The organism is Pseudoduganella albidiflava (assembly GCF_004322755.1).
Classification (GTDB): Bacteria; Pseudomonadota; Gammaproteobacteria; order Burkholderiales; family Burkholderiaceae_D; genus Rugamonas; species Rugamonas albidiflava.
In genome coordinates this window covers 3,665,888-3,678,095 of the sequence record NZ_CP036401.1, presented here as the reverse complement: position 1 = coordinate 3,678,095, position 12,208 = coordinate 3,665,888, and the positions used below count along the sequence as shown (strand labels likewise).

The following is a 12,208-nucleotide window of genomic DNA, read 5'->3' as shown; positions in this document are numbered from 1 at the left end:
TGATAAAACGTGTAATATCGTGCTTCCCTGATTCGATGGAGAGTACGACATGAAACCGATGACGATCCTGATTGCCGGCCCGTACCGCAGCGGTACCGAGGGCGACCTGCAGCGCATTGCGCGCAACCTCCACGCGCTCGAGCAGGCTGCGTGGCAAGTCTATGAAAAGGGCCACGTGCCGCTGATCGGCGAATGGCTGGCGCTGCCGCTGGCCCAGCATGCCGGGCATGGACGGGTCGCGGAGTACGTGCCGTCGGACTTCCTGTACGGCGTGGCGCGGCGGGTGATCGCGCAGTGCGATGCCGTCTACCGGATTCCCGGTGCCTCGCGCGGCGCCGATGGCGATGTGCGGCAGGCGCGCGAACTGGGATTGCCCGTGTACTTCAGCGCGGACGAGGTACCGGCGGCCGAGGGCGCAGCGGTGACGGAGGCGTAAAAACGTCGGGCCGTTGGCGATTTTCACATTGCGGCGGCACCTGATGGCCTGCAGAATTGCGGCAACCCGGCAATTCAACGACAGACCGTACAGGAGACCCATGCACCTCGCCGCCAGTTCCTTCACCAGCACCGTTCGCGTACTTCGCGCCATGCCGTTCGCCGTGGCGCTGGCCTGCGCGCCGGGCCTTGCCGCGGCCGGGGCCGCGCCCGCGTATCGCGATGCCACGCTGGCGCCCGAAGCGCGCGCCAGGGACCTGGTCGCGCGCATGACGCTGCGGGAAAAGGCCGAACAGATGCAGAGCGCCGCGCCGGCCATCGAACGCTTCGGCCTGAAGCGCTACGACTGGTGGAACGAAGTGCTGCACGGCGTGGCCCGGGCCGGCCATGCCACCGTGTTCCCGCAGGCGATCGGCCTGGCGGCGACCTGGGATACCGCCCTGGCCGAGCGCCTGGCCGATGCGATCGCGCTGGAAGGGCGCGCCAACTTCAACGCCGCGCTGCGGCGCGATGCGGGCGGCACGGCGCGCTACTTCGGCGTCAATTACTGGACCCCCAACATCAATATCTATCGCGACCCGCGCTGGGGCCGCGGCCAGGAAACCTACGGCGAAGACCCGCACCTGGCCGGCCAGCTGGGCATGGCGTTCATCCGCGGCATCCAGGGCAATGACCCGAAGCTGTACAAGGGCGTGGCCACGCCGAAGCATTTCGTGGTGCACTCCGGGCCCGAGCCCGAGCGCCACAGCTTCAATGTCGACGTGTCGCCGTTCGACCTGGAAGACACCTACCTGCCGGCGTTCCGCAATGCGATCGTCGATGCGAAGGCGTATTCGCTGATGTGCGCGTATAACGCGGTGGACGGCATCCCGATGTGCGCCCACCCGCTGCAGAACGGCCTGGTGCGCAAGGACTGGGGCTTCCAGGGCTTCATCGTGTCGGACTGCGATTCGGTGAGCGACCTGGTGACCGGCCACAAGACGTCGCCCGACATTCCTCACGCGGCAGCCACCGCGGTCAAGGCGGGGACGGACCTGGTCTGCGGCCGGAGCTACCTGGGCCTGCCGGAAGCGGTCACCCGCGGGCTGATCACCGAAGCGGAAATCGACACCTCGCTGGTGCGCCTGCTGGCCGCGCGCATCCGCATGGGCCTCCTCGACGGCAGCGCCTGGGACAAGGTGCCGTACAGCGCGATCAACTCGCCCCCCCACCGCGCGCTGGCGCAGCAGGCCGCCGAGGAAGCGATCGTGCTGCTGAAGAACGGCGGCAACGTGCTGCCGCTGGCCGCCGGGGCCCGCATCGCCGTGATCGGGCCGAACGCGGCGCTGCTGCAAAGCCTGGAAGGCAACTACAACGGCACCATCGTGCATCCCACGCTGCCGGTCGACGCGCTGCGCAAGGCGTTCGGCGCCGCGCGCGTGACGTATGCCGCCGGCGCGCCGCTGATCGATGGCAAGCGCATGCCGATCCCGGAAACGTTCCTGAAAGTGGCGGCGGACAGCGGTCAGCACGGCCTGCGGGGCGAGTACTTCGACAACCTGGAATTTGCCGGCAAGCCGAAGATGACGCGCATCGACCCTGTCATCAACTTCAATTTCGAGCACAGCGCCCCGCAGGGCTTCGAACCGAAACGGTTCTCGGTGCGCTGGACCGGCGTGCTGGTGCCACCCAAGCCGGGCCAGTACGAGCTGGGCTTTCGCATGATCGTGCCGCGCGACCGGCCGCTGCCGAACATCAAGGTATGGATCGACGACGAACTGGTGGTCTCGCCGGAAAAGGCCGGCATCGGCGGCGGCAACACGGCCGAGTGCGTGGCCGGCAACTGCCAGCAGCGCATGGAAAAAATCCACTTCACGTTCGACGACACCCGGCCGCGCCGCGTGCGCATCGATTACGCGCGCACCGAGAACGACCGCCACAGCGCGCTCGAGTGGGTGGCGCCGCGCGATGCACTGGTGGACGGCGCGGTGGCCGCGGCCCGGGCGAGCGACGTCGCGGTGGCGCTGGTAGGCCTGTCGCCCGACCTGGAAGGCGAGGAAATGAAGGTGGACTTCCCCGGCTTCCGGGGCGGCGACCGCCTCACGCTGGCGCTGCCGGACGCGCAGCGCCGCATGCTGGAAGCCGTGAAGGCCACCGGCAAGCCGCTGGTGGTGGTCTACCTGACGGGCGGCCCGATCTCCGACCCCTGGGTGGAGGCGAACGCCGACGCCATCGTGCACGCCTGGTATCCGGGCGAGGGCGGCGGCGCGGCCATCGCCCGCGTGCTGGCCGGCCAGGTCAGCCCCGCCGGGCGCCTGCCGTACACGATCGTGCGCTCCGAAGCGGACCTGCCGCCGTTCGCCGATTACTCGATGCGGAACCGCACGTACCGCTACTTCAACGGGCCGGTGCTGCACCCGTTCGGCCATGGCCTCAGCTACACCAGCTTCCGCTATGCCGCGCTGAAGCTGTCGGCCACGCGCGTCAAGGCGGGGCAGGCGGTCCAGGCCACCGTCACGGTGCGCAACACGGGCAAGCGCGACAGCGACGAGGTGGTGCAGCTCTACCTGGCCAAGCCGGGCGACCGCGCCAATCCGGTGCTGGCCGGCTTCCGCCGCGTCCACGTGAAAGCCGGCGGCAGCCGGACGGTGACGATGGAGCTCGATGCCCGGGCGCAGTCCCAGGTCGATGCGAAGGGAGCCCGCTTTGTCCGCGCCGGCGACTACACCGTGTACGCCGGCGGCGGCCAGCCGAAGTTCGCCGAGGTGACGCAGGCGACACTGCGCGTCGATGGGGAGCTCGCGTTGCCGAAGTAAGGGGAGCGGCATCCGGGCGGTAAAGTCCGGGCTGGGCGCCACCGCGGACTTTACCGCCCGGATGCCGCTCCCGGGTGAGTCTCGCGCTTGTCACCGGTGCCCGGCCGGCCTGGCCGCCGGTCGTCCATCCCCGCTTCGTCGACATCGGTGGAGGTCGAGCGCGAGCGCTGGTATTGCAGCTCGCCGTCCTCGTCCGGCAGCGCCGGGCCGGTATAGGACACCGCCACGTCGGCCAGCGCGCTGGCGCGGTCGGCCCCGAAGCCGGCCAGCGCGGTCAGCTTCAGCCAGCGCGCGGTGACGTTGTCGAAGCGGATCGACTGCGGCTCGAAGGTGGAGCCCAGCGTGGCACGGCGGACGTCGCGCCACTGGCGGCCGTCGTCGCTGACCTGCACCAGCCATTCGCGCACATCGCCCTCGTGGTCGCGGTGGTTCTGGCGCGGCATCAGCACCAGGCCGTCGAACGGCACGGCGGCCGGGAAGGCGATCGTCAGTGCCGGCTGCGGACGGGCGCCGCCGCTCGCTGCGTCGCCTTTGCCCTTGCCTTTGTCCTCGCTCTTCCCCGACTCCAGCGCATAGGTGTTCGGATCGCCGTCGATCGTCTTGTCCGCGTCGTTCCAGCCGCTGGCGGTGGCGCCCAGCTTCTTCATCACGCGGGTGTCGAACAGCGAAGCGCGCAGCGCGTCGGGGCTGACGTCGGTGGCCGGCGCGAACGCGTCGCTGGCCATGTAGTCGAGCACGGACTTGCGCAACTGCCGCGCCACCACGCGCGCGGTCGGCCCGTCGCCGATGTCGCTGTCCAGGTCCGCGGTGGAAACCATCAGCCGGCCCGTGCCCACGCGCGCCTCGAACAGCAGCCCCAGCTTGTAGTTGCGGTTCCAGTCGTCGATCGGCTGCACGATCGGCTGCAGGCCGGACGGCAGGCGCGCCAGGTTCATGGCGCGCGCCGGCGCCGCCACCTCGGCCCATTGCCAGTCGTAGTGGTCGTCGGTCGGGAAGCCCGCCAGGGCAGGGTGGGCCTTGTCGATCCACAGCCCGAGCATGCGGCTCCAGCCGGGATTCATCAGGCGGTTCCAGAATACCGGCACGTCCGCCAGCGGCGGCGAAGTCCAGTCGAGGTCCGCCTTGCGCGGCAGGTACAGTACCTTGCCGCCGGCCGCCAGCCGCGCTTCGGCTTCCGGCCAAGCGCGGGTGATCAGCACGTCGGCCGGCGCATCGGTCGCGACCTCGCGCGGATAGACCCAGAAGTTCCAGTCGTTCTCGATGTGCGTACCTGCGAGGCCGACCACCAGGCGGTACCTGGCCGGTGCCGGCAGGCCCGCCAGCGGCAGGGCGATGCGGCCCAGCCGGGCATTGCGGCCGATGGCCAGGTCGGTCGTCGCGAAACTGCCGCCGGCCACGGTCTTGCCGGCGCCGTCGACCACCTTCCACCAGGGGCGCGCGCCACGCAGCGCCGCCTTGCCGTAGTGGGCGATGTCGACCGGCACGTCCAGGGTATCGGCGCTGGTCAGTGTCAGGCGCGTCACGCGGGCCAGCGGCACCGTTTCGCCGTTGAAGCGGCGGAACGCTTCCGCGGAGGCGTAGCCCTTCGATTCCCAGAACGTGTCCAGCAGGCCGACCAGCGCCGTGCCCTGGCCCAGGTAATCGTGCAGGTCGAGCAGCTGGTAGCCGCTCATGCCGGGGGTGCGCAGGATGGCTTCGATCTCTTCCTTGTAGCAGGCCAGCTGCCAGCGCCCCGAAGCCAGCGCGAACTCGCGGTTCTTTTCCAGCACGCCGCGCGCCCTGGCCGATTCGCGGAAGATCTCGTAATTGCCGGGCCGCAGGTAGCCGGTGAACTTGTCGATCACCGAATAGTCGGGATAGGCCACCCACTGGCCATTCTCGTGCGACAGCACCGGCACGCCGATGCCTTCCAGCGAACCCGAATAGTCGCGGCCGAACCAGCCGGTCTTGTTGCGCAGCGGTTTCGGGCCGATGCGCTGGATCGCCAGGTAGTCGGTCCCCTTGTCGACGTCCGGCACCGCGGGTTCCGTGTGGCCCGTGCCGTTGGTGTAGAGCCGGCGCGGGTCGGCCTGCCGGTAGTGGGCGATCCACTTGTCGAAGGCCGCCTTCCAGTTGCCTTTCGGCTCGTTGCTGGGGCTGAACAGCAGGAACGACGGGTGGTTGCCGTAGGCGCGGATCATCCGCTCGGTTTCCTCGTACAGCATGGCTTCCATCGGCGTGCCGGGCGAGACGGTATTCCACATCCCCGGCTCCGGCTGCAGGTAGATGCCCACCTCGTCGGCGGCCTGGAACGCCGCCTCGGGCGGGTTGAACGAGTGGAAGCGCACGTGGTTGATGCCCCACTGCTTGTTGATGGTGAAGATCTTCTTCCAGTAGGCGACATCGGTCGGCGGATAACCGGTCAGCGGGAAGTCGCCGCCGTGGTGGGTGCCGCGCATGAACGTGGGCCGGCCGTTTACGAGCATCCGGTTGCCTTCCGCGCGGATCTGCACGAAACCGAATTTCACGTCGCGCGCGTCGCTGGCCTGCGGGCCGTCCAGCTTCAGTTTCAAGGTGTGCAATACCGGGTTCCATTCGTCCCAGGTCGCGGCATCGCGCGGGTAGCGCACCGTGAATTCGGCGCTGCCGCCATCGGCGGTCCAGGTGACGGGAATGCGCCGGCCATTGGCCCGCACCGTGCCGCTGCCGGCTTGCCCGCCGCGGTTGCCGATCTTGAGCCGCACGCGCGCGGTGCGTGCCGCCACGTCCGGGAAGACCTGCGCATCGTCGATCCACACGGGCGACGTGGCGCGCAGTTCCACCTTGCCGACGATGCCGTTCCAGCTCATGCCCAGCGAATCGGACACGCTGTGCGAATCGGGCCGGTAGTTCATCAGCATCCGGCTGTCCACCCGCACGGTGATCCGGTGCGGCCCCGGCGCCAGCAGGCCCAGGTCGTATTCATGTCCTGCGACCAGGCTGCGGTTGCTGCCGATCTCGCGCTCGTCCAGCCATAGCGTGGAGCCCCAGCGCGGGCGTTCCAGGTGCAGCACCACGCGCTTGCCGCGCCAGGCGGCCGGCACGTCGATATCGCGCTGGTACCAGGCCGCGCCTAGGTAGTGGCGCGGCGGCTGGGACAGGAACGGCACCTTCACGTTGCCGGGCGCGGTATGGGCCTTGTACTCCTCGCGCAGGTGCCAGTCCTTGTCGTACAGCGACAGCACCCACGGCGTGCTGGTGGAAATCTCGTCGCCGTAGCCCTGCGCATTCAGGATGCCCGGCAGCGTGATCCGGTCCGCGAACCGGTCCGCGAACTGGTCCAGTTTCGCGCTGCCATACCAGCGCGCGGCAACGCCTTCGTCGCGGCGGTCCAGGGCGAAGCGCCAGGAGCCGGCAAGGTCGCGGGTTTCGGCCGTGCCGCTGGCGGACGCGGGGCCGAGCGCGAGCAGCATGGCAGCAAAAAAGGGGAGGGCGTGTCGTGGGAGCTTGAGCGGCGAGTGTGTCATGGCAAATGTGTCATCGGCGGCGGGGCGGTCAGCATCACCGCGCATTATCGCGTGGCGTCCGCCGCGGGCCGCATCGCACTGTCAAGCAGTCAAGAAGATGAGCAGGAGGACAATAAAATCGCAATGAATCGCAATCAATCGCAAGTAACCGGCTGGCTTGCTGTTGTGTATCCGCACAAATCGTTATATTGCGCACAAGAAACGCCACTTTGTTAAATGGACGGCGGTAAGATGTTGCCTTATATAAAGACTTAAATACCTCCAGAACTTCATCCTCATTTCACGGCACGCCGTCCCGGCGAGACCAACACAAAAAATGCCCCGTCCATTCCTGCGCCAACCACTTGTCCTCGTCCTTGCCCTGCAAGCCGCGTTCGCCCACGCGGGCGGGCTGGACGAACCGTCCGGCGACCTGGCCGCCATGTCGCTGGAAAGCCTGATGGGCGTCACCGTCGTCACGTCCGCGTCGCGTTTCGCGCAGCGGGTCAGCGATGCGCCGTCCGCCGTTTCCGTGCTGACCTCGCAGGACGTGCGCGAACATGGCTGGCGCACGCTGGCCGAGGCGCTGGCGAGCCTGCCCGGCCTGTACATCTCGGATGATCGCAATTACACGTACATCGGCGCGCGCGGCTTCCAGCGGCCGGGCGACTACAACAGCCGCTTCCTGCTGATGATCGACGGCGTGCGCGTCAACGACAGCCTGTACGACCAGGCGGCGATCGGTACCGACGGGCTGGTGGACATGGACCTGGTGGAACGCATCGAGTACGTGCCGGGCCCCGGCGCGGCGGTGTACGGCTCGAACACGGTCTTCGGCGTGATCAACGTGGTCACCAAGTCCGGCAGCGCGCTGGCCGGCCCGCAGGTCGCGCTGGCGGCCGGCAGCCTGGGCGAGCGCCGCGGCCGCGCCAGCTGGGGCTACCACGCGCAGGACGGCACCGACATCCTGCTTTCCGTCAGCGGTTTCAGGCGCGACGGCGGCAAGCTGTATGCCGCCGAATTCGATACGCCCGAGCAGAACGACGGCATCGCCGTCGGCCTCGACCACGACCGCTCGCGCAGCGCCTTCGTCAAGGTCGCGCGCGGCCCGCTGTCGTTCAACGCCGGCCACGTGACGCGCACCAAGGGCATCCCCACCGCATCGTTCGGCGCGGTGTACAACACGCCGAACTACACTCGCGACGTGCTCAGTTCCGCCGGCATCGGCTATACCGCGCCGCTGTCCGACGACCTGTCGCTGTCGGTCCGGCTGGACTGGGGCCGCGTGGAATACGTCGGCGCCGGCCTCTACCCGGACGAGGAAGGTACCCCGCGCATCAATGTCGACGGTGCGAAGGGCACCTGGTACGGTGTCAACGCGACCGGCACCTATACCGGCCTGGCAAACCACAAGCTGCTGGTCGGCATCGACCTGCAGCGCAACAGCCGCCGCGACCAGTACAACTACAACCTCGACCCCGTCGAGCTGATGATGGACGACCGCCGCGCCGACAGCCGCGTCGGCATCTTCGTCGAGGACGAGGTGCACCTGTCGCGGGACCTGATCGTCAATGCCGGCGTGCGCTACGACCGCGATACCACCACCGGCAGCCGCGTCAACCCGCGCGCGGCATTGATCTGGCACGCCGGTGCGAAGGACACGCTGAAGCTGATCTACGGCACGGCCTACCGCTCGCCGAATGCCTACGAGCTGTACTACGACGTCGATGCCTACGCCGAGGCCAATCCCGCATTGCGCGCCGAGGAAATCGCCACGAGCGAACTGGTATGGGAACGCCAGCCGGACGCGTACAGCAAGCTGACGCTGGCGGCCTTCCATTACCGGATCACCGACCTGATCACGGAAACGCTGCGCCCGGACGGCATCCTGATGTTCGACAATACCGAGCGTGCCACGGCCGACGGTGTCGAACTGTCCGGCGAGCGCCTGTTCGCCGGCGGCACGCGCCTGCGCGGCAGCTATACCTATCAACACGCCGCGGACGAGAAGGGCGACTGGATCGTCAATTCGCCGCGCCACCTGCTCAAGCTGAACGCCACCTGGGCGCTGCCGGGCGACAGGCTGCGCCTGGGCACGGAAGGCCAGTGCACCTCGCGCCGCCTCACCGAGAACGCCAGCACGGGCGGCTTCTGCACATGGAACTTCACGCTCGGCCCGGCCACCCGCACCGGCAAGTTCGACTGGTCGGTCAGCCTGTACAACGCGGCGGGGCGCCGCGGCGCGGATCCGGCCGGCCCCGCCTTCGTGCAGGAAGCCATCCCCCGCGAGGGCCGCACGGTGCTCGTCAAGACGGGTTATGCGTTCTGAATGGATCGCCGCCGCCATCGTGCTTGCGCTGCTCGTCGCCGCGCCGCGCGGTCACGCCCAGACGGATGACGCCGTGCTGAAGGCCGCCTATATCTACAACATCGCGCAGTTCACCACCTGGCCGGCGACCGCGGGCGCGCGGGCGTTGAACGTGTGCGTGAACAATGGCCACCCGCTGTGGGAAAGCCTGCGCGCCCTGCACGGCAAGCCGGTAGGCGAGCGCAAGGTGGCGGTGGTGGAACCGGCGGCGGGTATCGCGTGCGACGTGGCCGTGCTGCGTGCCGGCGCCGCGCGCCCGGCCGCGGAGGGCACGGGCACGCTGGCGATCGTCGACGAACCGGTGAACGGCTACGCCGGCGCCGTGGCGCTGGTCGAGGAAGACCAGCACCTGCGCTTCGACATCGATACGAAGGAAGCCGCGCGCGCCGGGCTGCGCTTCAGTTCGCGCTTGTTGCGCCTGGCCAGGAACGTCCGATGAAATTGCTTCCCTTCCGCAGCGCGCCCACCGGGCGCATGCCGATCGCCGCCACGCTGCGCAGCGGCCAGCTGGTGGCGGCCGTGGCGGCGCTGGTGATCGCCGGCGCCGTGCTGATCGCCTACCAGCTGCTCGAGATCCGCCAGGCGATGATGGATGGTGCGCGCGTGCAGGTCGCCATCGTGGCCGACAGCGTCACCGCGCCGCTGATGTTCGGCGACCGCGAGGTGGCGCAGGAAACGCTGCGCGCCTTCCGCTATGCGCAGGGCCTGAAGGCGGTCGGCATCTACGACGGGCAGGGCCGCCATTTCGCTGAATTCTCCTATCCGGACAGCCGCCTGCCGCCGGGGCTGGCCGCGGCCCGCGTGGCGCGCGACGATGGCATCGTGGTCACCGAGACAGTGCGCTACCGGGGCCAGGTGGTCGGCCACACGGTGCTGCATGTGGGCACGGAACGGCTGCGCGGCGCGATGCTGCGCTACGTGGGATTGCTGGCGGTAGCGTCGCTGGGCGCCATGCTGGTGGTGGCCACGCTGGGCCGCGCCACGCGGGCCCGGGTGGCCGCCGCCGAGCGCGAGCTCGACTACATGGCGCACACCGACCATGTGACGCAGCTGCCGAACCGCCACGCCACCTACGCGCACCTGGAAAAGGCGCTCGGCGAAGCCGGCGCGGACGGCACGCAGCTGGCGCTGCTGCTGGTGGACCTGGACAATTTCAAGACCGTCAACGATACCGCCGGCCATGCCGCTGGCGATGAACTGCTCAAGAAGGTGGCCGAGGCGCTCACCGGCGCGGTCCGCACGACCGACCTGGTGGGCCGCATCGGCGGCGACGAATTCGCCATCATCGTGGCCCCGGTGCCGGGCCGCGCCACCGCGCTGGGCATCGCCGACAAGGTGACGCAGGCATTGCGCCATCCGATTTCCGTGGCGGGCGGCGAGTTCTTCGCCACCGCCAGCGTCGGCGTCTGCATGTATCCGGACGATGCCTCGGCGTTGAGCGAGCTGGTGAGCAGCGCCGATACGGCGCTGTACCATGCCAAGCAGTCCGGCCGCAACCGGCTGGCCGAATTCGTGCCGGCGATGACGGCGGCCACCCAGCGCCGCGCCGTGCTCGAACGCGAGCTGCGCCGCGCCATCGACGCCGGCCAGCTGGCCGTGCATTACCAGCCGCAGTTCGCCTGCGCCAGCGGGGAACTGGTCGGCGTGGAAGCGCTGCTGCGCTGGCGGCACCCGGAGCATGGCCAGATCTCGCCGGCCGAATTCATCCCGATCGCCGAGGAAAGCGGCTTGATCGTGCAGCTGGGCAGCTGGGTGCTGCAGCGTGCCTGCGCCGAGGTGGCCGGCTGGCAGCGCGCCGGCGGGCCGGCGCTGACCCTGGCCGTCAACATGTCGGCGCGGCAGCTGCGCGAACCGGGCTTCATCGAGGACGTGACGCGCGCGCTGTCCGACAGCGGCCTGGCGCCGGGCCGGCTGGAACTGGAACTGACCGAGAGCGTGCTGATGGAAGACGTGTCGGGCGCCATCTCGTTCATGCAGGCCGTGCGCGCGCTCGGCGTGCGGCTGGCGATCGACGACTTCGGCACCGGCTATTCGTCGCTGGCCTACCTGCAGACATTCCCGATCAACCAGCTGAAGGTGGACCGCAGCTTCGTGCAGCTGCTGCCGCAGCGTGGCGAGACCATCATCCTCGCCGTGCTGGCGCTGGCGCGCGGCTTCGGGCTGACCGTGGTGGCCGAGGGCGTGGAAGAGCAGCGCCAGCTCGACTGGCTGCGCCATGCCGGCTGCGACGTGGTGCAGGGCTACCTGCTGGGCGCGCCGATGGCGGCCGACGTCCTCGCGGCCCGCTACCTGAAGCTCGACGTGGCGTGCATCGCCGGGTGACGATTAGGACTCCTTGACAATTGCCTCCGGCCTGGCTATTCTGCGGGCATGGATATTTCGCCTGAAACCCCGTGGGATGCGACGCCTGACCTGTCGGCGCGCATCGTGACCGCGATCGCCCGGCTCGCCAGCGTGCTGCGCGCCGGCATGTGGGCCGCGTCCACCGCGGAACAGCTCAATCCCGCGCAGGCCGACATCGTGCAGCTGCTGCACCGCCGCGCCCGCGGCATGCGCCTTTCCTGGCTGGCCCAGCAACTGTCCATTTCCACCCCCAGCGCCAGCGATTCGGTGGCCGCCCTGGTGGCGAAAGGCTATGTGCGCAAGACCCGCGCCGCGGACGATGGCCGCGCCACGGCGCTCCTGCTGACGCCGGAAGGCGAACGGCTTGCCGAGCGGCTGGAAGGCGCGCTGGGCTTCGCCGACGACGCCGTCTCGGCGCTGCCGCACGCGCTGCAGGTCGCCTTGCTGACGGGCCTGTTCAAGACCATCGCCGAACTGCAGAAGACCGAACGCTTCCCCGAACTGCGCGCCTGCCTGTCGTGCCGGCATTTCGAACCGAACAAGTTCCCCGGCGCCGCCGCCCCCCATCACTGCGCCCTGGTCGGCGCCCCGCTGCCGATCGCCTTCCTGCGCATCGACTGCGCCGAACACGAACCCGCCGACGCCACCGCCGCCCAGCGGAACTGGCAGACGTTCGCGTAGGGGCTCCCGCACCCGGCATAATGGAAGCGTTTGTATTCACCTCAACAGCGAAGGGCTGGGGTCAGACCCGCCGGGTCTGACCCCGGAATTTGCACTTGGGGTAGGGCCTATACAAACTCCGC

General features: G+C 69.0%; 7 protein-coding genes. 6 read left to right on the top strand and 1 reads right to left on the bottom strand.

Translation table 11 applies throughout. The features are described from left to right. Positions 1 to 49: 49 nt before the first annotated feature. Positions 50 to 436 carry a hypothetical protein gene (locus tag EYF70_RS15115; RefSeq protein ID WP_131146152.1) on the top strand — a complete coding sequence of 129 codons (387 nt, stop codon included), beginning with the start codon at positions 50 to 52 and terminating at the stop codon, positions 434 to 436. Positions 437 to 536: 100 nt separating this feature from the next. Further along, the gene (locus EYF70_RS15110) at positions 537 to 3,230 is read left to right on the top strand and encodes a glycoside hydrolase family 3 C-terminal domain-containing protein (RefSeq protein ID WP_218943791.1); all 2,694 of its coding nucleotides are present in this window, start codon (positions 537 to 539) and stop codon (positions 3,228 to 3,230) included. A gap of 50 nt (positions 3,231 to 3,280) precedes the next feature. On the opposite strand, the gene EYF70_RS15105 is transcribed toward EYF70_RS15110, so the two are convergent. Further along, on the bottom strand, positions 3,281 to 6,661 hold the full coding sequence (locus EYF70_RS15105; RefSeq protein ID WP_165497676.1) for a DUF8487 domain-containing protein: 3,381 nt from the start codon (positions 6,659 to 6,661) through the stop codon (positions 3,281 to 3,283). Positions 6,662 to 7,031: 370 nt separating this feature from the next. On the opposite strand from EYF70_RS15105, the gene EYF70_RS15100 reads away from it, so the two are divergent. Genes EYF70_RS15100 through EYF70_RS15085 form a run of 4 tightly spaced genes read left to right on the top strand, consistent with a single transcriptional unit; the run spans position 7,032 to position 12,086 of the window. Next, a complete protein-coding gene (locus EYF70_RS15100; RefSeq protein WP_131146150.1) occupies positions 7,032 to 9,023 on the top strand; it encodes a TonB-dependent receptor plug domain-containing protein in 1,992 nt (663 codons plus the stop codon). Next, entirely contained in the window at positions 9,013 to 9,501 is a 489-nt protein-coding gene (locus tag EYF70_RS15095; protein ID WP_131146149.1) for a YfiR family protein, read from the top strand. The genes EYF70_RS15100 and EYF70_RS15095 overlap by 11 nt, the downstream gene beginning before the upstream one ends. Beyond that, positions 9,498 to 11,384, top strand: a complete 1,887-nt coding sequence (locus tag EYF70_RS15090; protein ID WP_131146148.1) for a putative bifunctional diguanylate cyclase/phosphodiesterase — start codon at positions 9,498 to 9,500, stop codon at positions 11,382 to 11,384. The genes EYF70_RS15095 and EYF70_RS15090 overlap by 4 nt, the downstream gene beginning before the upstream one ends. 48 nt (positions 11,385 to 11,432) lie before the next feature. Next, positions 11,433 to 12,086: a MarR family winged helix-turn-helix transcriptional regulator gene (locus EYF70_RS15085; protein ID WP_131146147.1), complete on the top strand. Its 654-nt coding sequence runs from the start codon at positions 11,433 to 11,435 to the stop codon at positions 12,084 to 12,086. Positions 12,087 to 12,208 lie beyond the last annotated feature (122 nt).